The sequence below is a fragment of the Streptomyces sp. NPDC059255 genome (assembly GCF_042752355.1).
Taxonomy (GTDB): domain Bacteria; phylum Actinomycetota; class Actinomycetes; order Streptomycetales; family Streptomycetaceae; genus Streptomyces.
Window position 1 is genome coordinate 228,094 of the sequence record NZ_JBHYZP010000003.1, and the last position, 22,501, is coordinate 250,594.

19 protein-coding genes are annotated in these 22,501 nt (G+C 72.9%); 11 read left to right on the forward strand and 8 right to left on the reverse strand.

Translation table 11 applies throughout. The features are described from left to right. Positions 1-150 precede the first annotated feature (150 nt). The 3 genes from ACFXKG_RS06655 to ACFXKG_RS06665 all read left to right on the forward strand — a co-directional run bounded on the left by ACFXKG_RS06655 (position 151) and on the right by ACFXKG_RS06665 (position 3,720). Entirely contained in the window at positions 151-1,272 is a 1,122-nt protein-coding gene (locus ACFXKG_RS06655) for a hypothetical protein (RefSeq protein WP_384833382.1), read from the forward strand. Between the two features lie 319 nt (positions 1,273-1,591). After that, on the forward strand, positions 1,592-2,506 hold the full coding sequence (locus ACFXKG_RS06660; protein WP_384833385.1) for a PP2C family protein-serine/threonine phosphatase: 915 nt from the start codon (positions 1,592-1,594) through the stop codon (positions 2,504-2,506). A 101-nt stretch (positions 2,507-2,607) separates the two neighbouring features. Then, positions 2,608-3,720, forward strand: coding sequence for an MASE1 domain-containing protein (locus ACFXKG_RS06665; protein WP_384833725.1), 1,113 nt, complete (start codon positions 2,608-2,610; stop codon positions 3,718-3,720). On the opposite strand, the gene ACFXKG_RS06670 is transcribed toward ACFXKG_RS06665, so the two are convergent. Then, the gene (locus tag ACFXKG_RS06670; protein WP_384833388.1) at positions 3,659-4,585 is read right to left on the reverse strand and encodes a triphosphoribosyl-dephospho-CoA synthase; all 927 of its coding nucleotides are present in this window, start codon (positions 4,583-4,585) and stop codon (positions 3,659-3,661) included. The genes ACFXKG_RS06665 and ACFXKG_RS06670 overlap by 62 nt on opposite strands. 313 nt (positions 4,586-4,898) lie before the next feature. On the opposite strand from ACFXKG_RS06670, the gene ACFXKG_RS06675 reads away from it, so the two are divergent. From ACFXKG_RS06675 to ACFXKG_RS06710, 8 genes are all read left to right on the forward strand, one after another. Next, positions 4,899-5,720 (forward strand): endo alpha-1,4 polygalactosaminidase, encoded by an 822-nt coding sequence (locus ACFXKG_RS06675; RefSeq protein WP_384833392.1) that lies wholly within the window; start codon positions 4,899-4,901, stop codon positions 5,718-5,720. Between the two features lie 110 nt (positions 5,721-5,830). Next, complete coding sequence (locus ACFXKG_RS06680; protein ID WP_384833395.1) at positions 5,831-7,159, forward strand: ABC transporter substrate-binding protein; 1,329 nt, start codon at positions 5,831-5,833, stop codon at positions 7,157-7,159. A 223-nt stretch (positions 7,160-7,382) separates the two neighbouring features. Next, a complete protein-coding gene (locus ACFXKG_RS06685; protein WP_384833398.1) occupies positions 7,383-8,402 on the forward strand; it encodes a carbohydrate ABC transporter permease in 1,020 nt (339 codons plus the stop codon). Continuing rightward, positions 8,399-9,256 (forward strand): carbohydrate ABC transporter permease, encoded by an 858-nt coding sequence (locus ACFXKG_RS06690; RefSeq protein WP_384833401.1) that lies wholly within the window; start codon positions 8,399-8,401, stop codon positions 9,254-9,256. Before ACFXKG_RS06685 ends, ACFXKG_RS06690 begins: the two co-directional genes overlap by 4 nt. A gap of 97 nt (positions 9,257-9,353) precedes the next feature. Further along, the gene (locus ACFXKG_RS06695; protein ID WP_384833405.1) at positions 9,354-10,442 is read left to right on the forward strand and encodes a carbohydrate kinase family protein; all 1,089 of its coding nucleotides are present in this window, start codon (positions 9,354-9,356) and stop codon (positions 10,440-10,442) included. Next, a complete protein-coding gene (locus ACFXKG_RS06700; protein ID WP_384833408.1) occupies positions 10,439-11,755 on the forward strand; it encodes an alpha-glucosidase/alpha-galactosidase in 1,317 nt (438 codons plus the stop codon). Before ACFXKG_RS06695 ends, ACFXKG_RS06700 begins: the two co-directional genes overlap by 4 nt. 69 nt (positions 11,756-11,824) lie before the next feature. Continuing rightward, positions 11,825-12,766, forward strand: coding sequence for a ketose-bisphosphate aldolase (locus tag ACFXKG_RS06705; protein WP_384833411.1), 942 nt, complete (start codon positions 11,825-11,827; stop codon positions 12,764-12,766). A gap of 24 nt (positions 12,767-12,790) precedes the next feature. Further along, positions 12,791-14,089: a Gfo/Idh/MocA family protein gene (locus tag ACFXKG_RS06710; RefSeq protein ID WP_384833414.1), complete on the forward strand. Its 1,299-nt coding sequence runs from the start codon at positions 12,791-12,793 to the stop codon at positions 14,087-14,089. Between the two features lie 5 nt (positions 14,090-14,094). Here ACFXKG_RS06710 and ACFXKG_RS06715 read toward each other — a convergent pair whose 3' ends face one another. The 7 genes from ACFXKG_RS06715 to ACFXKG_RS06745 all read right to left on the reverse strand — a co-directional run bounded on the left by ACFXKG_RS06715 (position 14,095) and on the right by ACFXKG_RS06745 (position 22,397). Further along, positions 14,095-14,733, reverse strand: coding sequence for a histone deacetylase (locus ACFXKG_RS06715; protein WP_384833417.1), 639 nt, complete (start codon positions 14,731-14,733; stop codon positions 14,095-14,097). 46 nt (positions 14,734-14,779) lie between these two features. Continuing rightward, the gene (locus ACFXKG_RS06720) at positions 14,780-16,354 is read right to left on the reverse strand and encodes a DUF2079 domain-containing protein (RefSeq protein WP_384833420.1); all 1,575 of its coding nucleotides are present in this window, start codon (positions 16,352-16,354) and stop codon (positions 14,780-14,782) included. A gap of 140 nt (positions 16,355-16,494) precedes the next feature. Continuing rightward, positions 16,495-17,949: a hypothetical protein gene (locus tag ACFXKG_RS06725; RefSeq protein WP_384833423.1), complete on the reverse strand. Its 1,455-nt coding sequence runs from the start codon at positions 17,947-17,949 to the stop codon at positions 16,495-16,497. 4 nt (positions 17,950-17,953) lie between these two features. Next, complete coding sequence (locus tag ACFXKG_RS06730) at positions 17,954-19,381, reverse strand: condensation domain-containing protein (RefSeq protein WP_384833728.1); 1,428 nt, start codon at positions 19,379-19,381, stop codon at positions 17,954-17,956. Beyond that, entirely contained in the window at positions 19,381-20,973 is a 1,593-nt protein-coding gene (locus ACFXKG_RS06735) for a hypothetical protein (RefSeq protein WP_384833426.1), read from the reverse strand. Before ACFXKG_RS06735 ends, ACFXKG_RS06730 begins: the two co-directional genes overlap by 1 nt. Before the next feature lie 324 nt (positions 20,974-21,297). Continuing rightward, a complete protein-coding gene (locus tag ACFXKG_RS06740; RefSeq protein ID WP_384833429.1) occupies positions 21,298-21,459 on the reverse strand; it encodes a hypothetical protein in 162 nt (53 codons plus the stop codon). Beyond that, positions 21,456-22,397, reverse strand: coding sequence for a MerR family transcriptional regulator (locus ACFXKG_RS06745; protein ID WP_384833432.1), 942 nt, complete (start codon positions 22,395-22,397; stop codon positions 21,456-21,458). The genes ACFXKG_RS06740 and ACFXKG_RS06745 overlap by 4 nt, the downstream gene beginning before the upstream one ends. Positions 22,398-22,501 lie beyond the last annotated feature (104 nt).

Here is a 22,501-nt window from a genome sequence, read left to right on the forward strand (position 1 = left end):
GGGTTTCGCCGCACAGAAGGGCCAGTGATGCGTGTTCATGGGCGCCCGGAATCCGCACATACGGGGGCACGGGCTCGGAGCGCGACCGCCCGGCCGGGTTCGGCCGTCCCCGCGCCGTCGTCCACCTCGGGCGCGGCGGAACTCCTCCGTTTGCAAAGGGCCGCAGGCAACACCGCCGTCACGCGCGTGCTGAGCGGGGAGGGGCACATACCGAGCATCCAGCGCTCACCGCTGCAGGCGCCCCCGGCGCCTCCGCCACCGCCGCCCCCGCCGCCGAGGTCCGTGCAGGCCCCGGCCGGGACGAGTGTCCCGGCCGCCGGTGAAGCGGAGTTCGAGCTCCCGCCCGAGCACGAGGGGATCCGCTCCACCGTGCCGAACGGCCGGCTGCCACTGCGGAACAAGCCGTTGGTGAAGCAGGTGCTGACGAAGTATTACGGCGTGAACCGGACGGACATCGTGGACCAGATCAAGGCCCAATACCAGAAGGTGCACAAAGAACCGTTCGTCGAGACGCCGGAGATGGCCGCCCTTCGTGAAAGGCACCGGCCGGGGTACAAGGACTCGGACGCGTACATCGCCGGTACCGGGGACGGGAAGGCGCCCCCACACTGGCCGGTCGTCCCCGGCGGGCAGGTCAAGGTCCACAAGGGGAGCCTGGAAGGCTTCCGCCTCGGCCGACCCGGTCACGCGTTCACCGGCCTGGTGCGCTTCGGTGGCCACGACAACAACGGCGCACCGACCGAACCGAAGATCATCCTCTACCCCACCCAGAGCACCGGCGAGTACCTGAAGCAGGGCGTCGCGGAGCATCCGGGCGAGGACCCGGACAACCCGCCGCAGATCCTGAAAGAGTCGCGGGTGTACCAGAACCGCACCCCCGAATACACCACGCACGCCGCATCAGGTGCCCTGTCCAGCCATGGCAAGCTCGCCGGCCGTGTCGAGGAGAAGGCGAAGTACAAGAACCTCGTCAACGACCTCGAAGCGGACGACCTGCAGAGCGCGGGTATGACCATCGGCTTCACCGTGATCAAGGGCGAGGGGTCGGCTGCGCACAAGTTCTCGTTCGTTTCCCGGAGCAGCAACAACCACACCTTCGACCTCGTCTCGCATCAGGAGAAGAGCGACCTGAGCGCCATGAGGCTGATGAAGCTGAAGGCCGAGCGCAGCACGAAGTTCGGCCACCTCCGCCTCAAGGCCAACGGCGAGGGCAGTATCACGAAGGAGTGGGGCGAGAAGATCACCTCCTCGGTCAACTCGGCCACCGGCTAGGCCGAGAGTGCGTTCAGCACCGCGTTTCGCCGCGTGGTCGGCTCCTCGCCCAAACAGTTCCGCGATGCCGCTCATCGCCCTGTCAACGGCGGTCCGGATCAGTGGATCCTCTTCCGTTACCCCTCGGTACCGACCCGCGCCCGCGAAATCTCGTGGGGCGGAATGGGCCGGGCGGAAATATGATGAATGCGGTGTTCCGGACGGGCCCGGCCGCTGGGTGGTGGGTGCCCGCTCGGGTCGCCGTGCGTACGCCGCCGCGTGGAAAACCCGGGGCGGTCCATGACACACGGTCCATGACGGACGTACCTCGGAGCGGTGGATGAGCCGGCGTCGTCCCACACGGTCCACCCCGTCCGCCCCGGCCACCAGCGCCGACGACCTGCTGACCACGCTCGGTCGGCTCACCGCCCAGGCGCGCCGGGGCGCGGAACTCCAGCATGCCCGGGTGGAGCTGGCCGAGGCGTTGCAGCGGGAGATGCTGCCCGCCGTGCTGCCGGCGCTTCCCGGGCTGCGTACGGCGGCCCGGTACGCACCCGCGCGGACCGGGCTCGACATCGGCGGGGACTGGTACGACGGCTTCACCCTCCCCGACGGCGCGCTCGCGTTCTGCGTCGGGGACGTGCAGGGCCACGATGTCGAGGCCGCCGCGATCATGGGCCAGGTACGGATCGGGCTGCGAGCGGTGGCCGCGACGGCGACGGACCCCGGCCAGGTGCTGAGCCGGGCCAACGACCTGCTGCTCTCCGTGGGCTCCAGCCTCTTCGCCACCTGCTCCTTCCTCCGCTTCGACCCGGTCACCTGGGAGCTGCAGAGCGCCCGCGCGGGCCATGTCGCCTCGGTGTGGGCCACGGCCGGCGGCCGGTGGGGCATCGCGGAGGACGCGGGCGGGCTGCCGCTGGGCATCCAGCCGGGCGAGGTGTATCCGGTGACCCGGCGCAACCTCGCCGAGGCGGGCGCCTTCGTGCTGCTGACCGACGGGGTGGTGGAGGGGCCGTCGTTCCCGATCGACAAGGGGCTGGCGACGGTGGCGGAGGTGCTGGTCACGGGCGTGTGCGGGGGCACGGCTCCGGAGGAGCTGGCGGCCGGGGTGATGAAGGTGGCCGAGCTGACGGGCCACTCGGACGACGCCGCCGTACTGGTCCTGAGCCACGACGCGGGACCCGCCGAGGCCGTCGTACGGGCTCGGGGCGGCGCACGCAGGGTCGCGCGACTGACCGTACGGCCGCCCGGGTGAGTCCGCCCCGCTCGCCGTACGGTCACACGGTGTGACCGCTTCGGTGGCGCATCAGCGTGTCACGGCCGATCTGGGCGGAGCACGGCGGAGGGCACGGTCTGATGGCCGGTGTGGTGCGTACCGAAGAATTCCGCCGTCTCAGCCGTTTCCGTCGTCCTCTCGTTCGCGTTCTCCCGGTCCTCGGGGTTGCCGCCGTCTACTACGCCGTCGCGCAGCTCGGGCTGGCGAGAGGGGTGGACGTCAAAGGGGTGGTCGTCACGCCGCTGTGGCCACCGACGGGCGTCGCCCTGGGCTCCCTGCTCTGGCTGGGCCTCGGCATCTGGCCGGGGATCTCGCTCGGTGTCTTGCTGACCATCGTCAGCATCGCCGGGTTCCGGCCCTCCGACATCGTGATCGTCGCAGGGAACACGGTGGGCCCGGTCTGCGCGTATCTGATGCTCCGCCGGGTCGGCTTCCGCCTCGAACTGGACCGGCTGCGGGACGGGGTCGCGCTGGTGTTCCTCGGCGCGCTGGGCGGGATGCTGATCAGCGCGACCATCGGTACGGGCGTACTGGTGCTCAGCGACCGGCTGCCGAAGCACGGGTTCTGGCCCACCTGGACGGCGTGGTGGACCGGGGACGCCATGGGGGTCCTGCTGGTCACCCCGCTGCTGCTCCTGCTGCGCCGGGTCCGGCTGCCCCGGGCCGGCCGTGAGCGGGACGAGCGACGAGGGGAAGGAGTCGTGGAGGGAACGGGGGCGGGTTCGGGTGCGGGGCCGGGGACGGGTGACGGGCCGGGGCACGGGCGGCGGTGGGTGGAGGCGGCGGCGCTGCTCGTGACGGCGGTCGTCGTCACCCCGGTGGCCGCCAGGAGCCCGCTGTGTCTGCTCTTCCTCGTCTTCCCGCTGCTGATCTGGGCGGCCCTGCGCTTCCAGCTGGCGGGCAGTGCGCCGTGCGCCCTGCTGGTCTCCGTCGTGGTGATCTGGGCGGCGACCGACCATGTCGGCCCGTTCACCCACCACGATCTCACGGAGACGATGATCAGCATCCAGGCCCTGAACGGCTCGGTCGCGCTGACCGGGCTGCTCCTGGCGGCGATCGTCACCGAGCAGCGGAACATCCGGCGGAAGGTGGAGCAGGCCTGCATGGAGCTGGCGGAGGTGGTCGGCCGCCTCACCCCGCCCGCGGACCGGGGCGCCGGTGACCGGGGGACCGGGACCCGCCCCGAGGAGTAGTCCCGCCGCGCTGCCACAGCCCGTCCACGAAGAGCGCCGCCGCCAGCAGATGCGCGCTGCCCCTCGGGCGCAGCCCCGCCGCGCGCAGCCGGATGTCGAGGGCGTCCAGCGCGGCGCGGCCCGCGTCGGTGGCCGTGCCGCCCGCGTCGAGGACGTCACGGGCGCCGTTCTGCACCAGGCGCAGCCCGTGCGGGCCCGCCGTGTGGAGCAGGCCGGTGTCCTGGAGGGTGGACATCACCGTGAGCAGGGCGTCCAGCCGGGCCCGGGGTTCCCGCGCCCCCGCATCCCGTGCGCCCCGCAGGGCCGCCAACGCCCGCCGTACGTGCGGGAATCCGGCCCGCGCCTCGCCCCGCGCGCCCGCCGCGCCGTAGCGGGACGCCACCGCGGAGCCGGGGGTGGCGCGGCGCGGTGCGGCCCCGTCGGTGAAGGTGACGATCCGCCGGGCGACGGCGGGCAGCTCGTCCGGTGCCTTCGCCGGTTCCAGCGCGGCGGCGGCCACCAGCAGCCCCAGCGGCCAGACCGCGCCGTGGTGCAGCGGCGCCCCGGCGTTGGCGCGGGCCATGGAGCGCTCGGTGGAGCGGCCGATGGAGCCCAGCTCCGCCCGTAGCCCCCGGCTCGGCCCGTCCGGCGCCCGGCGGGCCGCCGCGGCCATCGCGGCGAGGCCGGGCACCAGCGACCCCGCCGACCAGCGCAGGGCGCCGAAGTCCGCCTCGCGGGTGTCGGGGAGACCGGGCTTGGGGGTCAGCTCCGCCTCCGCCAGCAGGGCGCCCGCCGCGCTACGCGCCAGCGCCTCGTCCTCCGCCTGGGCACCTCTATCTCCCTTATCGAGCTTTCCGTCCTTTTCGTCCGTGTGTCTCGCTGTCATGTACGGGACCCTAGGGGCCGATTCTGGGGAGGAGTTGGCCCGGCGCTGTCAGCCTCCTGTGAGCCTGCGCGGACCCGACTCGGGGCCCGTGGGGCGCAGTTGTGTTTCTGTGGTCTGTTGACACAGGGGAGGCTCGATCGCTTTACTCCTCGAAACGACGGAGCCGAGCCTCGGAGCTGGGCCCGCGCGTCAGAGGTACGCCTAGCCGGTGAGCGCCCGGGCCCCCACGGCCCCGCAAGCCCGGACACAGTCGCCAGGGTCACTCCAGGGCCCGAGGCGGGGACGTACCCCCCACACATTCTGGAGCTCGACAGTGAGCATCGATCGTGCCCGTACCCGCCGGATCTCCGCCGCGGTCGCGGCCCTCACGGCAGCGCTGGTCGCCCCCCTCCTCGCCGCCTCCCCCGCGGGTGCGGCGGCCGCGGCCGTCACCCTCCCCCCGGCCCACGCCGGGTTCGACTACCAGATCGGTGGCGCGTACACCCCGCCCGCCGGGGTGACCGTGGTCAGCCGTGACCGCGAGGCGTCGCCCGCCCCCGGCCTGTACAACATCTGTTACGTCAACGCCTTCCAGGTGCAGCCCGACGAGCTGGACGAGTGGGACGCGGACCTCCTGCTGCGGGACTCCGCGGGCAACGTCATCATCGACGAGGAGTGGGACGAGGCCATCCTGGACGTGAGCACGGAGGCCAAGCGGAACCGGATCGCGGCCAAGGTGAACGGCTGGATCGACGGCTGCGCGAGCAAGGGCTTCCAGGCGGTCGAGCCCGACAACTACGACAGCTACGACCGGAGCCGGGGCAAGTTCGGCACCGACGCCGCCATGGCGTACATCGCCCAGCTCTCCGCCCGCGCCCACGCGAAGGGCCTGGCGATCGCGCAGAAGAACACCGCGGATCTCGCCGAGTACCGCTCCACCACCGGGCTCGACTTCGCCATCGCGGAGGAGTGCGGGGAGTGGAACGAGTGCGACTCCTTCACCGACCACTTCGGCGACAACGTCATCGTCATCGAGTACAGCTCCAAGGGGCTCGCCACCGCCTGCAAGGGCTGGAAGGACAAGCTGTCCATCGTCCGCCGTGACATGGACGTCTCGCCGATCGGCAGCAGCGGCTACCTCCGCCAGACCTGCTGACCCGCCACCTCCTCTGTTCGGCGCTCCGGCGCTCCGGCCCGTTGTGATGAACAGGGCCTTCGGCGATACGGCACGGCGTGCGTCCTCCGCACGCCTCCTTGGAGGTGCACATGGCCGCGGACTCGCGTACGCCGCGCCCGTCCCGCCGCGGGATCCTGCGCCGGGGCACCGGACTGGCGCTCGGCGCCGCCGCGTCCGCCGCGCTGCCCGGGTGCGGCGCGGGGGCGGCGGACGGCGTCGGCCCGGACGGCCGGGTCACGGTGGAACTGTGGCACGGCCAGACCGACAACGCCCGCACCGCGATCGAGGCGCTGGTCCGGGATTTCAACCGTACCCACCCCCGGATCCGCGTCGACGCCGGTGGCGGTGTCCTCTCCGACGCGATGCTCCAGAAGATCACCGCGGCGCTCGCGTCCGGCTCCTTCCCCGACATCGTGTACGTCTTCGGCTCGGACCTCGCGAGCGTGGCCCGCAGCCCGTCGGTGGTCGACCTGACCGACACGTTCCGCTCGGGACCCGTCCCGTGGGACGACTACTGGGAGCCGGCGCGGGACGCCGTCACCGTCAACGGCCGGATACGGGCGGCCCCCGCCCTGATCGACTCGCTCGCCGTCGTCTGCAACAAGAAGCTCTTCCGCGCGGCCGGGCTGCCGCTGCCCGAACCCGGCTGGACCTGGCAGGAGTTCACCGACACGGCCGCCCGCCTCACCGACCGGCGGCGCTCCGTCTTCGGCACCGGCTGGCCGGGGGTAGGCGACGAGGACACGGTGTGGCGGCTGTGGCCGATGGTGTGGGACCTGGGCGGTGAGGTCATCGCGCCGGACGGGAAGTCGATCGGGTTCGCCGAGGAGGGCGTACGGGCGCTGGAGACGGTGGACGCGCTCGCCCGGGCGAGGAGTGTGTACGTCGACCCCAAGCCCGGCAGCGAGCAGATGTACCAGGTCTTCCTCGCCGGACGGATGGGCATGGTCGTCACCGGACCGTGGCAGCTGCCCGACATCCAGGACGCGGAGATGGAGTACCACGTCGTCCCGCTGCCCAGCTACAGCCGTCGTCCGATGACCATTTCAGGGCCCGACACCTGGACGGTCTTCGACAACGGCCCGGCTCGGGTACGGGCCGCGCGTACCTTCGTGACCTGGCTGACGCGGCCGGCCCAGGACGTGCGCTGGGACGTCCAGGCGGGCAGCCTGCCGCTGAGCCGGCCGACGGCGGCGCTGCCCGCCTGGCGGGCGCGGGACGCGGAGACCGAGGGGCTCTCGGTGTTCACACGGGCGCTGGACTCCGCCCGCGTACGCCCGGCGCACCCCGCGTATCCGCAGATATCGCAGGCGCTCGGCCAGGCGATCTCCGCCGTACTCCTCGGCAGGAGCAGTCCGGCCGAGGCACTGCGCCGGTGCGCGCGGGAGGCCGACGCCGCGCTCCTCATCCCGCGTTGACCGTGTCGCGTGCGCGGACAGCGCCGCCCGCGTAGGCCGCTCGGACCGCGCGGACGGCGTGCATCACGTACACCGTGCACACCTTGTGCATCACGTGCACCCGCGTACACCCGCGTGTACGCCACGTGCACCGCGTACACCCACGTACACCGCGTACGCCCGCGTTCATCGCGTACGCCGCGTACATCACGTACACCGTGTCACCGCGCTCAGGAGAACCGCCATGCCGCGACTGCCCGCCCCGCTCACGCTCCCCGACCCCGATCCTGACTCCGCCCCCGATTCCGACCCCGATCGCGGCCGGCGGGCCGGTCCCGCCGGGGCGCGCCCGTTCCGTACGGGCCGGTCGCCGCTGCGCCGTGGCGAGTCCGCGACCGCCTGGGTGTTCATCACGCCCGCCGTCCTGATCATCCTCGGGCTGAGCGTCGTCCCCGTCGTCTGGTCCTTCCTGCTCTCCTTCCAGGCGGACGACCTGGTCACCCCCAGCCGCTGGGTCGGACTCGACAACTACCGTGCGCTGCGCCAGGATCCGCACTTCGCCGAGGCCGTACGGAACACCCTGGTCTACACGGTGCTGTACGTGCCGCTCTCCATCGGCCTCGGGCTGGCGCTCGCCCTCGTACTGAACCGGCGCATCCGGCTCGTGGGGCTCTACCGGACCCTGATCTTCGTGCCGTTCGTCATCTCGGCCACCGCGCAGGGCGTGCTGTTCTCCTTCATTCTCGACCCGGAGTTCGGCGCCGCCAACTCCGTACTGCACCAGCTCGGCATCTCCCCGCAGGGCTTCCTCTCCGACCCGGGTCAGGCCCTGTTCGTACTGGTGGCGATCTCGCTCTGGAGCGGCACCGGCTTCTGCGTCGTCGTCCTCCTCGCCGCCCTCCAGGACGTCCAGCCGTCCCTGATCGAGGCGGCGCGGCTGGACGGCGCCGGGCCGTGGCACCTGCTGCGGCACGTCACGCTGCCCGCGCTGACACCGGTGACCGTGTTCCTGCTGGTGTGGCAGACCATCAACGCCCTTCAGGTCTTCGACCTGGTGTACGTGACGACCAAGGGCGGGCCGCTCGGCTCGACCACGGTGATCGTCTACTTCATCTGGGAGCAGGCCTTCAAGAATTTCACGGCCGGTTACGGCGCGGCGGCGGCCTATGTGCTCGCGGTGGCGCTCGGCGTGGTCACCGTGGGGCTGCGGCTGGTACGGAGCCGTTCCGTACGCCCGGTCCCCCTGGAAGGAGCCGGCAAGTGACGGTCACCACCCCACCCGCGTCGCGCACCAGGGCCCGGACATGGCTGCCCTTCAGCGCCTGGCACCTGCTGCTCGCCCCGCTCGCGCTGGTCTTCGCGGTCCCGCTGGTGTGGCTGCTGCTCAGCTCCGTGATGAGCAACGCCGAGATCAACCGCTTCCCGCCCGCCCTGTGGCCCTCGGGGATCGACCTCGGCGGCTACCGCTACGTCCTCGGCAACGCGATGTTCCCGCGCTGGTTCGCCAACTCGCTGATCGTCTCGGCCGTCGCGGTCACGTCCAACCTGGTCTTCGGCGCGCTCGGCGGATACGCGTTCGCCCGGATGCGGTTCGCCGGGTCCCGGCTGCTGATGGGGCTGATGCTGGCGACGATGGCGATCCCGTTCCAGCTCACGATGATCCCCACCTTCCTGGTCATGAAGCGACTCGGGCTGATCGACACCCTCGGCGCGCTGATCGTGCCGTCGCTGGTCACGCCGTTCGCGGTCTTCCTGCTGCGGCAGTTCTTCCTGTCGCTGCCCAGGGAACTGGAGGAGGCCGCCTGGATGGACGGCTGTTCCCGGCTGCGCGTGCTGTTCCTCATCGTGCTGCCGATGTCGCGGCCCGCGCTGAGCACGGTGGCGGTGCTGACCTTCCTGACCACCTGGAACGACCTCACCTGGCCGCTGATCGCCATCAACCACGACACGCAGTACACGCTGCAGCTCGGGCTGACGACCTTCCAGGGGCTGCACCACACGCAGTGGTCGGCGGTCATGGCGGGCAACGTGATCACCGTGCTGCCGGTGCTGCTCGCGTTCCTCTTCGCCCAGAAGTCGTTCGTCCAGTCCATCACCTCCTCGGGGCTCAAGGGATGAGCCCGCGATGAGACCGGATCACCCCGCTCACCTCGCCGCTCACGTCTCCGATCACCTCGCCGCTCACCTCTCCGACTCTCAAGCCCAGGGAAACCGGATGCCGCATGCCTCGGACACCTCACACGCCTCGCATACCTCGCACGCTTTCGATCTGCTGGTCATCGGGGATGCCAACCCCGACATCGTCCTCGGCCCCCTCGACGCGCCCCTCGCCTTCGGCCAGCGTGAACAACTCGTCGACACCGGCCTGCTGACCCTCGGCGGCTCCGCCGCGATCATGGCGGCGGGCGCCGCCCGGCTGGGGCTGAAGGTCGCCTTCGCGGGGCGCGTCGGGGACGACGAGGCGGGGCGCTTCGTCACGGCGGCGCTCGCCGCCCGGGGCGTCGACACCAGCGCCGTACGGGTCGACCCCGCGCTGTCCACCCCGCTGACGGTCGTGGTGACGCGCGGCGACGGCGACCGTACGATCCTCACCGCCCCCGGCACCCTCGCCGCCACCCGGGCCGACGACGTACCCGAGGCGCTGCTCGGCGACAGCCGCCATGTGCACGCGGCCTCGTACTTCCTGCTGCCACGGCTGGCCGAGGCGCTGCCCGCGCTCTTCCGCACGGCGCGCGAACGGGGCGCCACCACCTCGCTGGACACCAACGACGACCCGGCCGGGAAGTGGGAGACGGGCGGTCCCGGCGGCTCCGGTGGGCTCGGCGCGGTGCTCGCCGTCACGGACGTCCTGCTGCCCAACGCCCGTGAGGCCCGCGCGCTGGCCGGACTGCCCGAGGACACGCCCCTGGAGGAGGCGGCGCGCCGACTCGCCCTGCGCGGACCGCTGGTGGCCGTCAAGGACGGAGCGGACGGCGCCCTGGTGCACGACGGCCGCGCCGCGCTCCGTACGCGGGGCATCCCGGCCGAGCCGCTGGACACCGTCGGCGCGGGCGACAGCTTCGACGCGGGTTTCGTCGCCGGCCTGCTCGCGGGCCGTTCCGCCGCCGACGCGCTCGAACTCGCCGCCGTCTGCGGGGCCCTGTCCACCCGGGCGTACGGCGGCACGCCCGCCCAGCCGACCCGGGACGAGGCGGATTCCGCGCTTCCCTCTGTCTCCACCCGTAACGACACCGGTAACGACACCCGTAACGACACCCGCAACGGTCCCCGCAATGGTCCCCGCAACGGAAAGAACGTCTCATGACCACCACGAAGATCGCCTTCATCGGCGCCGGAAGCGTCGTCTTCACCCAGGGGCTCCTGACGGACCTCTTCGCCTTTCCCGACCTCCGCGACCTCCACATCGCCCTGCACGACATCGATCCGGAGCGGCTGGCGACCGCCCACGGCACGGCCCGCCACATCGCCGACCGGGCCGAGGCCACCCCGTACGTCACCGTCACGGCGCACCCGGACCGGCGCGAGGCCCTGGCAGGCGCCGACTTCGTCATCAACATCATCCAGGTCGGCATGGGCGGGTCGACCCGTACCGACTTCGACGTGCCCGCCCGCCACGGCGTGCGCCAGACCATCGGCGACACCCTCGGCGTCGGCGGCATCTTCCGCGCGCTGCGCACCTTCCCCGTACTGAAGGCGCTCGGCGCGGACATCGCGGAGCTGTGCCCGGACGCCTGGCTGCTCAACTACACCAACCCCATGGCGATGAACGTCCAGTACCTCACCGCCGCCACCGGACTGACCCGGGTCGTGGGCCTGTGCCACTCCGTCTACTGGACGCTGCGCGACCTCTCCGCCCTGCTGAACGTCCCGTACGAGGAGGTCACGTACCGCGCCGCCGGCGTCAACCACCAGGCGTGGCTGCTGCGGTTCGAGCACAACGGCACGGATCTCTACCCCCGGCTCGACGAACTCATCGCCGCCGACCCGCAGTTGCGGCGCCGCGTACGCGTCGACATGTACCGGCGCCTCGGCTACTACCCGACCGAGACGAGCGAGCACTCCGCCGAGTACGTGCCCTGGTACCTGCACCACGACAGCGAGATCGAACGGCTCCGGCTGCCCGTCGGCGCGTACCTCGGGATCGTCGAGGAGAACGTCGCCCTGTACGAGAAGACCCGCGAGGCGCTCGGCGCCGGGACCCCGCTCGACGTCGAGGCCACGATGGAGTACGCGCCCCAGGTCATCCACAGCATCGTCACCGGCACCCCGCGCACCGTCTACGGCAATGTTCCCAACCACGGGCTGATCGACAACCTCCCCGCGACCGGCACCGTCGAAGTCCCGTGCCTGGTCGACGCGTCGGGCGTGCAGCCGACCAGGATCGGTGCCCTGCCCGCCCAGTGCGCCGCGCTCAACCGCGGCTATCTGAGCATGAACGACCTGGTGGTCAGGGCCGCGCTGGAGGACGACCCGCGCTCGGTACGGCAGGCCGCCATGGCGGACCCGGCGACCGCCGCCGCGCTGCCCGTGGAACGCATCTGGGAGCTGTGCGACGCCATGGTGCTGGCCCACGGCGATCTGCTCCAGCCGTCGCTGCGGGCCGTCGACCTCCTCTGACGCGGCCCGTCCTTCCGCCCCCTCTCCGGATCCGCCAGGAACAGGAACCATGTCCCAGGAACAGGAACCATGCCTCTGACCCCCACCGGCCAGCTGGTCGGCCGCACCGCGCGCGGCGTCGGCGCGTTCAACGTCGTCCTCCTCGAACAGCTCGAAGCCGTCCTCGCGGGCGCGGCCCGGGCCGGCCTCCCCGTCATCGTCCAGATCAGCGAGAACGCCGCCGCGTACCGGGGCGCCCTCGGCCCGCTCACCGCCGCCGCGCACGCGGCGATCGCGGAGAGCGGCGTACCCGTGGCGCTCCACCTGGACCACGCGACCGACACCGAGCTGGTCGAGGAGGCGGTACGGCTCGGCTTCACCTCCGTCATGTACGACGGCTCCCTGCTGCCCTGGGGCGAGAACCTCTCCCGCACCCGCGAGATCACCCGCCGGTGCCACGATCACGGGGTGTGGGTCGAGGCCGAACTCGGCGCCGTCGGCGGCAAGGACGGGGCCGAGGACGGCGCGGGGGAGAGCGCCCACACGCCCGGCGTACGGACCGACCCGGCCGAGGCGGCCCGCTTCGTCGCCGACACGGGCGTGGACGCGCTGGCCGTCGCGGTCGGTACCGCGCACCGGATGACCCGGCGCACGGCCGCGCTCGACCTCGCCCTCGTTGCGGAGCTCCACGCGGCGGTGCCGGTGCCGCTGGTGCTGCACGGCTCGTCGGGGGTGGACGACCGGACGCTGGTGGCGGCGGTGCGCGCCGGGATGCGCAAGGTCAACATCTCGACGCACCTCAACGGCGTCTTCACCGCGGAGGTACGGGACCGGCTCGCCGCCCGCCCCGGGACCGTGGACCCGCGCCGCTATCTGGGCCCGGGGCGGGACGCGATGGCCGGGGAGGTGGCCCGGCTGCTGCGGCTGCTGGCGGAAGAACCGGAACCGGAACCGGTAGAGGAACATGAGCCCGATCCGGGGCCTGAACCCGAGCCAGGGCCCGAGCCCGAGCCCGAGCCCGCGGCGAGCTGACATCACCCACGGAGGGAGAGCGGGATGCCCGGAACGACACCCCCGGTCCGGCTGGCGCTCGTCGGCGCCGGTCTGCGCGGGCTGACCTACGCACGCCACGCCGTCGCCGGAGGAGCCGGCAAGGTCGTCGCGCTCGCCGAGCCCGACCCGCGCCGACGCGCCGCGGCCGCCGCCGAGTTCGCCGTACCCGAGGAGCGGGTGTTCCCCGGGTGGCGTGAACTCGCGGCGGCGGGGCGGACGGCCGACGCCGCCGTCATCGCCACGCAGGACCGGGAGCACACCGGCCCCGCCGTGGCGCTGGCCGGGCTCGGTCACCACCTGCTCCTCGAAAAGCCGATGGCGACGACCGAGTCCGAGGCGGCCGCCATCACGGAGGCGGCCCGCCGCGCCGGCGTCATGCTGGCCGTCTGCCACGTCCTGCGCCACACCCCGTACACCCGGACCCTCAAGGACCTGCTGGACAGCGGGCGCATCGGGCGGCTGGTCAGCGTCCAGCACCTCGAACCCGTCGGCTGGTGGCACCACGCGCACTCCTTCGTACGGGGCAACTGGTGCCGCCAGGACACCTCGGCCCCCATGCTGCTGACCAAGTCGTGCCACGACATCGACTGGCTGGTGCACGTCCTCGGCGAACTCCCGGACCGGGTCAGCTCCTTCGGGAGCCTGACCCACTTCCGTACCGAGGACACCCCGCCCGGCGCCACCGCGCGCTGCCTCGACTGTCCGCTGGAGCCCGGCTGCCCGTACTCGGCGAAGCGGCTCTACCTCGGCTGTCTCGGCGACCCGGACGACGAGTTCTGGCCGCTCTCGGCGGTCACCGCCGACCACACCGAGCGGGGCGTGCTGGACGCGCTGCGGACCGGGCCGTACGGGCGGTGCGTGTACGCGTGCGACAACGACGTGGTCGACCACCAGGTGGTGGCGATGGAGTTCCCGTCCGGGGCCACCTGCTCGTTCACGATGAGCGCCTTCACGCCGATGGCGCAGCGCCGTACCCAGCTCCTCGGCACGCACGGCTTCGTGGACGGTGACGGGCGCCGGCTCCGGGTGGTCGACTTCCGCGACGGCTCCGAGACGGTGACCGACACGGTGGCCGACCCCCTCACCGGCACGGACACCGCGGCGGAGGACGGCCACGGCGGCGGCGACGAGACGCTGACCGACGCGTTCCTCACGGCCGTGGCCACCGGGGACCGCTCGCTGCTGCGGTCCACGGGCGAGGAGAGCCTGGCCACGCACCGGGTGGTGTGGGCCGCGGAGGAGGCGAGGACGACGGGCCGCGTGGTCCGTGTCACGCGAGGCGAGGCCGGCCGGCTCAGCTGACGTCGTCAGCCGACCTCGTCCAGCGCCGCCACCTCCGCCGCGCTCCAGTGCCCGGCCGCGCCGGGGCAGCCCGCCAGGTACGCCGCGATCGTGGCCGGGTCCCAGGCGCCCGTCTCCCGCAGGCCGGCCCGGAGATGGCCGAGGTAGGCGGCGGAGGGCGGGTTCCACGGGACGTCGTCCAGGTGCCAGGGCGCGGTGAACGTGAGGAGCGGCAGGCCGTCGAGCGTCCCCGGGCGGACCAGCGTCTCGTACCGCCCGTCCCCGAGGCTCTGCCGGCCGGTGGCCAGCACCCGCGACAGATCGAGGTCGGCGCCCGGCTCCCGGTATATTTCCTGGGCGGCGATGTCCGAGAACTGCCCCACGGTGACGAGATGCGCGCGGGCGAGGACCCGGCCGGGGGCGTCCGGGTCGTAGAAGGCACGGCCGCCGCCCCACAGGAGCGACTCGGTGGCGAAGTACAGCGCGCCCGTCAGCTCGACCGGCACGGAGACGGCCGGCGGACGCCGGTCCCGGCACCCGGGGTGGGCGCGCGCGGCGCCGGGCGGACGGCCGCCGCCGATGTAGTGGGTCAGACGGCCGAGATGCGTGTTGGAACCGTACGAGGTGTACCAGACCCGGCGCGGCCCCGCCGCCTGCTCAGCCATCCGACCCAACCCGATCCCGTCCCATTTCATCCGGCCCGCCCCGCCGTCAAGACCGTAGCTCCAGCAGCAGGAAGCCGCCCGCCTCGCCGGCCACCCGGTACGCCGCCTTCGGGTGGAGATTCCTCGCGTACGCGGGCGGGTCGGTCACCCGGCCGCCCCGGTTGTCGAGCGCGATGTAGTCGGGGGTGACGCCCCGCGTGCCGCCCACCCAGAAGACCCGGCAGCGGGAGGTGAGCCGGCTGATCGGGGCGATGTTGGCCTCGACGGTCGCGCCGTCGGGGATCCGCTCCAGCAGCGCCTCCGCCTGTCTGATCTGCTCCGGCACGCGGTATGCGGAGGGTTCGGTCAGTGCCGAGAGCGGCAGCGACGTCGTCAGGGCGAGCGCGGCGGCGGCGGTCGCCGCGGGGAGGTGGTACGCGTACGAGCGCACCCACGGGCGGGCGCGCGGGGCGCGGCGCACGCCCGCGCACGCGTCGGCCAGCGCCAGGGCCATGACCGGCATCAGGACGGCGCTGTAGTGCCAGGCGGTGCCCCAGTAGTGCTCCTCCGCCGAGAGGAAGCGCCAGCCGAGGGTGGGCAGGGCGGCGAGCAGCAGCGGGGAGCGGAGCGCGAGGAGGCCGGTGGTCGGCAGCAGCAGCCACAGGAGCGTACGGAACTTGACGTCGGCACCGTCGAGCGGACCGCTCCCGCCGTCCAGCTTGGCCCAGTAGTCGTACGTGTCGGCCGAGTTGAAGGCCGGGATGACGACGGTGAGGGTGAGGTACGCGGCGAGCGTCGTCAGCGCCGCGACCCCGAGGGCGAGCGCGACGATCCGTCCCGACGCGGGCGTACGCCGGGCCCGTACCGCCACCAGCAGCGCCAGGGCGGCGGCGGTCAGCCCCAGGTCCTCCTTGACCAGCACCAGCGGGACGGCCCACCACAGGGCGGCCCGCCAGCGGTGCGCGAGCAGGGCTTCCAGGGAGAAGGCGATCAGCGGGACGGCGAAGGCGATCTCGTGGAAGTCGACGGCGATCGCGCGCTGGAGGCCCCAGGACATGCCGTACGCCGCGCCGAGCGCGAGCCCGGCGCGGCGGCCGAGGAGCCGCCCGGCGGCGCGGGTGACGGGGACGGCGGAGAGCGCGAACAGCGCGGCCTGGGCGATCAGCAGGGTGACGGGCGTCGGGAAGAGCCGGTAGGCGGGCGCGAGGAGCGCGGTCACGGGGCTGAAGTGATCGCCGAGGATGTTCGTCCCGGGGCCCTTGAGGTCGGCGACGGGCGTCCGCAGCGAGGCGTAGGACCGTACGGCCTGCTCGAAGATCCCCAGGTCCCAGGAGGCGGTCGCCATGTTGCGGTAGCGGCAGACGGCGAGGGTGGCGTACGCGCCGAACAGGGCGAGCGCGAGGGCGTACGGGGCCAGGGCGGCCGGGTCGCGCAGGAGATGGCGGACCCGGTCACGCAGGGGCCGGCGCGGGGCCGGCCCGGGTATGGGGGGATGCCGTGTCCGGTCGGCCGTGTCGGTCCGGTCGGCCCCTTCAGCCTGATCCGTTTCGGCCGGGGGCCCGGTGTCCTGGACCCGCCGCACGCGTCGGTTCCAGGCCCGCGCGAGCGCCTCGCGGAACTCCTCGACGGTCTCGACGGTCATGCGGCTCCCCGGACGTGAACGGATCTCAGGAGGTATACGCCTCGGGAAGGCGGTCCGGTTGACACCGTATGACGAAAAGAACGACGAAAAGAACCACGAGGCACATCAGGGCCGGGGCCGGGTCGGAGTCGGGGCGGGAGTCAGGACCGGTGCCCGGCCAGCGCCCGGCCGACGGCGTCGGCGAACCCGCCGACCACCGTTCCGGCGGCCGGGACCGCAGGGAAGCGCGAGCGCAGGAAGAGCCCCTCGTGCGTACGGGAGAACCAGAACTGCGCGTCGTCGGCGGTGGTGACGCTGCTGATGTGGTGGGCGTCGGCCGCCCGGTGGTGCTCCGAGCCGGGCAGCCGCCGGTAGTCGATGTACGACACCATGAACACGTCGTCCCGCGTCCGCCGGAAGGCCCCGCCCAGCACCGGCAGGACCTGCGCGAACGGCACCTCGGCCAGCGTCCGTGCCGCCCGGAAGGCGTCCCGCGCGGCGGGTACGCCGTCCTCGATCCCGCGTACGCCGGTGATGTCCAGGGTGAGCGGGGCGACCGTCGTGAACCAGCCCACCGCGTGCGTCCACCGCGCCTCGTACCGGGTGTGCAGCGGTGTGCACAGCCGCAGGACGTCGCCGCCGCCGAGCCGGCGCGCTGCCAGCGCGACGGCGGTGAGCACGCCGGTGAAGCCGCTGCCCCCGGCCGCCCGGCAGCGCGCCTCGAACGCGTCCGCCGCGTCCGCGCCGAGCAGGGGACGGGTGTCGGTGCCCTGCGGGGCCCGCGCGCCGGGCGGTACGCTGAGGGGGAGCGGGAAGGCGGGCGTGGTCCCGCCGCAGCCGGCGAAGAACTCCGCCCACCCGCGCACCCGCGGATCCCCGGCGTCCACCGACCGCGCCGCCGACGCCTGCCCGGCCTCCTCGGCGCAGTAGTCGACGAAGCTGCCGGTAGCAGGCGGAGAACCGAGACCGGTACCGACGGCACCGGCACCGACAGGACCGGCACCGGCGGGACCGGCACCGGCGGGACCGGCACCCGCGGCTCTGGCCTCGGCCTCGGCGTACCCCTCCCGGATCTCCCGCACCGCGACGGCCAGCGAGTAGGCGTCGGCGTTGCAGTGGTCGAACCCGCAGAACACGGTCCCGCCGCCGGGGCGCACCACCACGGCGAAGAGGTACGAGGGCCAGCTCAGCGGCCGGCAGGTGGCGCCGAGTCGCCGGGTCAGCCACTCCCGTACGGCCCCGCCGCTCGGGTAGGTTCCGGCGTCCCGCGCGACCAGTTCGTACGCGGAAGCCGCCACGACGTACCGCTCCGGCTCCGTGCCCTTCCCCCGGAAGCCGCTGCGCAGCGTCTCGTGCCGCCGCCCCCACGCCTCGAACGCGGCGCGCAGCGCGTCGAGATCGACCGGACCGGGCGGCAGGTCGAAGGCGCAGGCGAGCCAGTGCCCCGCGCCGGCCGGGGTGTGCTCCGCGGTGGCGAGATGGAACCGCTGGTTGACGGAGGGCGGTACGGGGACGGCGGGGGAGCCGGCCGCCGCGTGGAGGGCGGCGGGGGACGGCACGAACTCGACCGCCCGGCCGGGCGGGGGCTCGTACCGGTCCATCGTCGTGACGCGCACGGAGTCAGTCCCCCGTGGCCCGCACCCGGTACGCACCGGTCCGGGCGATCTCGCGCAGCACGTCCCGCAGCCGCTCCAGGAAGCGCGGCACGTTCGCGCGGGCGGCCGCGGTGTCCGGGTAGGTGACCTTGACGTACGTACGGTCCCAGAGGCGGTTCACCCAGATCGGCACGTCCGTGCTGGTCCCGGGCCCGGCGAGCCCGTGGCAGTTGGCCTCCGCCCAGTCCTGGGAACCGGGCGCGTGGCGCAGGTCGACGTACGACACCATGGGCAGTACGGCCCCGGCGCCCGACTGCACCGCCAGCCCCGGGACCAGCTCGGCGACCCGTACCGGGGAGACCCCGGCGAGTTCGCGCGCCCGTGCGAAGGCGGTCCGCGCGCCGGTCAGCACCTCGGCGAGCCCGCCGTCCGCCGCGTCCCCCGCGTCCGGGACGCTCGGGAGGACCGGGAACTCGACGGGGACGAGATTGATGAACCACCCCTGGGAGAGCAGCCAGCGCGGCTCGTCCCGGGTGTGGACGACGGAGAGCGCGCGGTACGTGTCGTGGCCGCCCAGCTCGTACCCGCTGATGCCGAGCGCGGCGAGCACCCCGGCGGAGAACCCGGCGCCGTGGGTCCGGCAGACCTTGGCGAAGGCGTCCGTCTCCGCGGCGTCGAGCAGGTCCACGGAGAGCGAGAGCTTGGGGTAGGCCGCGCCCGGCTCGGTCCCCAGGTCCAGCGGGAAGGTGGGCGGCGGCCCGGCGCGGAAGAACTCCAGCCAGCGCCGCACCTCGGGCGAGCCGGGCGTCAGCAGCGCGGACCGCTCCCGCTCCAGGGCGCAGAAGTCGACGTAGCTGCCGGCCGGGGGAAGCTCCGCGACCGTCCCGGCCACGGCCGCCTCGTACAGCGCGCGCAGTTCGGCGAAGACGAGGAGCGCGGAGAGGCCGTCGCCGTGGCAGTGGTCGACGGCGTAGTAGACGGTCGAGACATCGTCCCGTACCACCGAACCGACCACGAAGGGCGGCCAGTCGAGCGGGTCCGTACCGGTGTCGAAGAGCTCCAGCAGCCAGTCGCGGATGGCGGCGGGGGAGTCGTACGCGCCGGCGGACGCGGCCTCGACCGACACACCCGCGGGATCGACGACATGGCGCAGAATGCCTCCGCCGTCCTGGACGGAGAACCAGCTGAGCAGGGTCGGGTGGCGCAGCATCCACGCGCGCAGCGCCGCGGCCATGGCGCCGGTGTCCAGCCGCCCCGGCACGTCGTACATGATCCCGACCCACGCGGACTGGGCCCGGCCCGCCGCGCGGTGGGCGAGCAGCCGCCGTACGTGGTTCTCCTGGACGTACGAGGGCGGCACCGGTGAGACGGCTGAGGTGACCGGGACGGACCCGGGCACCTGGAAACTCACCAACTCACCTGGCGCGGGCGTGAGTTCGGCGAGGGGTGTCATCAACACGGGGCGGGCTCCTGCTGTCGGGCGGGCACGAGGTCCCGCGGGAGTACGTTCTGGACGTGGACCGCCGTGCCGGGCACGCCCTCGGCGGCGATACGGCGCATCAGCCGCCCGGTCCCGGCGACGAGGCGGGAGACGGCGTGCCGGGCGGGTTCGGTGGCGGGGTGGCGGAAGCTCAGGTGGACACCGTCGTACGAGCGGTTGACCCAGAGGTAGACCTCGTCGGGATGGACGCGACGGCTGCGCAGCGCCGCCGCCTTCCACTCGCCCCACCGGCGGGCGCCCGGCGTCCTGCGCATGTCCATGTACGACACGACGAACCGCGGCTCCAGCCGCCTCCCGAGCAGTTCGGAGACCCGGGGGAAGGGGATCGCCGCCATCTCCCCGGCCCCGTCGAGCGCGGTGGAGGCGGCGGTCAGGATGTCGGCGAAGGAGTCGCCGCGACGCACGGCGAAACGGAGCGGAGCCAGCCCGACGTACCAGCCGACGGAGTGCGCCCACCGGGCGTCGCCGCGCGTGTGGAACGGCGTGAGCGCCCGGAACTCACCAGACTCCCACTCCAATTCCCCCTCCCTCAATTCCCCCTCCCCCTGTTCCCCCTCCCCCTGTTCCTCTTCACGGGCCGCGAGGGCGAGACAGGTGAGGACACCGGTGAGGAAATTGCCGCCGTGGGGGCGGCAGGCGCGCTGGAAGGCATGGGCCGCGTCGGCGTCGAGCAGCCGCTCGCACCCACCGATCTGCTCCCGCCCGGGACCGCCCGGGCCACCCCGCTCACCACCCCGGTCGCCCCGCTCACCCCGTCCCCGTGCGGGAAATTCGGGAAGCCCGCCGCCCCCGGAGCCAAGGAATTCCCGCCACCGTACGACGGCCGCGTGCTCGGTGTGCACGAGTGCCGCGTATTCACGTTCGATGTCGGCGAAGTCCAGATAACTTCCGACTTCGGTCAGCGCGGCCCGGGTTCCGGAGGAGATCGCCGCGTACAGCTCATGTATTTCATGGGCGATGAGCAGGATGGAATACCCGTCCACATTTGAGTGGTCGAATCCGAGATACAGCGTGTGGCCATCGGTGTGTTCGACCGTCGCGAACACGAAGGACGGCCAGTCGAGCGGATCGGTCTCCGCGTCGAACACCTCCTCAATACGGGAGGCGAGCGACTTCCCGCACGTGAAATTCCCCTCGGCGGTGCGCCGCAGTGCGATTCCCCCGACCGGCAGGGTGTCGCGCCGCAGCCCGCCCCGCGACGTCTTCTCGGGCACCAGCCGACTGCGCAGCGACTCATGCCGATCGATCCACGCGAGCAGCGCCGCTTCCAGCACCCCGTTCCCGCCCCCGCCCGTGTCCCCGCCCTCTGCCCTGGCCTCTCTGGGCAGCTCAAAAGCAGTGGCCAGCCAGGCGGGATCCCGTTCCGCGCCGCGCCCGCCCGCCAACGCCCCGGCGATATGCGCCTCCTGCACATACGAGGCGGCCCGCCCATCGACCACCCACCCGGCGGCGCCCTCCACGCCCTGCGGCGTCCCTTGCTCCACACCTCGCGGCACGGCCCGCCAGACGGTCAGGAGTCCCGGCGTCACATTCAACTCGTCCATACTCGTGAATTTCACGTGCCTGCCCTGCGCTCAATTCTTGCATGTGGGGGTGAGCGTGGCGAACGACCTGTTTCCCCGGTATTCCACCGGGGTTTCATTCCACTCCGCGTCGGGGGAGGTCTTCGCCACTCGGCGTCCGGCGGACAGCGGTGGCCATCGGCGCGAGACGGGATCGTGGCGCGGATTCCGTCGGTGGTGAATGCTACGCAGATCCGAGCCGCCGCTGCAACGTGTCAAATGTCAGGCATTCGCGGGTCGTCGGCGATTAGGGCACACCAGGGGCACATCATTTTCACGTCTGTGTAACGTGAGTTGCCGGATCCACTATTCGGCGGAGTTGGTGCCCGCCGGGCGCAGGAAGGGACGGTCCGCCGGGGCCACCCGTTCCGCGGGGCCGGCGGCGCGCAGGAGCACGGTCGTACTGGTCGGCCGGGGCGCGGTGAGGAAGACCGGCGGCGAGACGTGTGCCGGAGGCCGCCCGGTCATGCCGGAAGCCCCGGACGGGCCGACTGTGCTTCCAGGGCGGCGCGCAGCCACTCCTGGGCGGCGCCGAGCGTCGGTTCGAGGGGGCCGGTCAGTTCGCCGCTGAGTTCCCAGTAGCGGTCGAGGACGGGATCGGCGGTCACGGTGAGCAGCACGCGGAGCCGCCGCCGGAATTCGGGGGTGTCCCGGGCGCGGTACGTACGGGCGTGCGCGGCGACGAAGCAGTCGAGCGCGTCGCCCCCGTACGGCGCGCGCCGGGCCCGCAGCTCCGCGGAGGCCAGGTCGAACGCCTCGCTGAGCCCTTCGTAGAGCACTGCCGGGCGCACCTCTTCGTCGGTCCTGCCACACATGGACCGGCCGGCCGGGGAGCGCCAGTGGTCGGCCGGCGGCCTGGCGCCGGAGACGAGCGCGTGCAGCCGGGCGAAGGCCAGGACCTGGTCGGGCGCCGGATCGGCGGGCGGCTGCGGAACCACCGCGTCCACGATCGAGGCGCGCAGCTTGGCGGGCAGCCGCGCGGGCAGCTCACGGCGCCAGAAGCGCGCCAGCGCTGCGGTGCTGGGCGGCGCGGTCACGGCGCCGATGAGGCGCAGCCGCTCGGCGCGTTCCCCGGCGGCGCACTCCCGGAGCGACCGGAGCGCGGCCTCCTGCCAGCGCAGGGCTGCCAGCCGCGAGCCGAGCTCCCGCAGTCGCCGGGCGACGACGTCCTCCAGCGCGGCTTCCTCCCCGAGGACCCGGCCCACATCGGGGACCGGCAGGTCGAGGGCACGCAGTGAGCGGATCAGCCGGAGCCGGTCGAGCGCCTCGGGACCGTACCGGCGGTGGCCCCCGGAGCTGCGGGCGGTCTCCGGCAGCAGACCGCGGTCGGAGTAGAAGCGGACGGTCTTGACGGTGACGCCCGCGCGCCGGGCCAGCTCCCCGATGCTCCACGTGCCGTCATCCACGGCTTGAACCTCCCTCAAGGGGAGCTCCTACGGTACCGGCGTACGAGATCGCCTTACGAGAGCGGCCTACGCGATCGGTGACCAGGTGATCGGAATCGGAGGGG

What these genes read in the sequence shown, in the direction of transcription:
- ACFXKG_RS06660 (WP_384833385.1), top strand. Translation starts at nt 1,592, where the DNA reads ATGAGCCGGCGTCGTCCCACACGGTCCACCCCGTCCGCCCCGGCCACC.
- ACFXKG_RS06665 (WP_384833725.1), top strand. Translation starts at nt 2,608, where the DNA reads ATGGCCGGTGTGGTGCGTACCGAAGAATTCCGCCGTCTCAGCCGTTTC.
- ACFXKG_RS06670 (WP_384833388.1), bottom strand. Translation starts at nt 4,585, where the DNA reads ATGACAGCGAGACACACGGACGAAAAGGACGGAAAGCTCGATAAGGGA.
- ACFXKG_RS06680 (WP_384833395.1), top strand. Translation starts at nt 5,831, where the DNA reads ATGGCCGCGGACTCGCGTACGCCGCGCCCGTCCCGCCGCGGGATCCTG.
- ACFXKG_RS06685 (WP_384833398.1), top strand. Translation starts at nt 7,383, where the DNA reads ATGCCGCGACTGCCCGCCCCGCTCACGCTCCCCGACCCCGATCCTGAC.
- ACFXKG_RS06695 (WP_384833405.1), top strand. Translation starts at nt 9,354, where the DNA reads ATGCCGCATGCCTCGGACACCTCACACGCCTCGCATACCTCGCACGCT.
- ACFXKG_RS06700 (WP_384833408.1), top strand. Translation starts at nt 10,439, where the DNA reads ATGACCACCACGAAGATCGCCTTCATCGGCGCCGGAAGCGTCGTCTTC.
- ACFXKG_RS06705 (WP_384833411.1), top strand. Translation starts at nt 11,825, where the DNA reads ATGCCTCTGACCCCCACCGGCCAGCTGGTCGGCCGCACCGCGCGCGGC.
- ACFXKG_RS06710 (WP_384833414.1), top strand. Translation starts at nt 12,791, where the DNA reads ATGCCCGGAACGACACCCCCGGTCCGGCTGGCGCTCGTCGGCGCCGGT.
- ACFXKG_RS06715 (WP_384833417.1), bottom strand. Translation starts at nt 14,733, where the DNA reads ATGGCTGAGCAGGCGGCGGGGCCGCGCCGGGTCTGGTACACCTCGTAC.
- ACFXKG_RS06720 (WP_384833420.1), bottom strand. Translation starts at nt 16,354, where the DNA reads ATGACCGTCGAGACCGTCGAGGAGTTCCGCGAGGCGCTCGCGCGGGCC.
- ACFXKG_RS06730 (WP_384833728.1), bottom strand. Translation starts at nt 19,381, where the DNA reads ATGACACCCCTCGCCGAACTCACGCCCGCGCCAGGTGAGTTGGTGAGT.
- ACFXKG_RS06735 (WP_384833426.1), bottom strand. Translation starts at nt 20,973, where the DNA reads ATGGACGAGTTGAATGTGACGCCGGGACTCCTGACCGTCTGGCGGGCC.
- ACFXKG_RS06740 (WP_384833429.1), bottom strand. Translation starts at nt 21,459, where the DNA reads ATGACCGGGCGGCCTCCGGCACACGTCTCGCCGCCGGTCTTCCTCACC.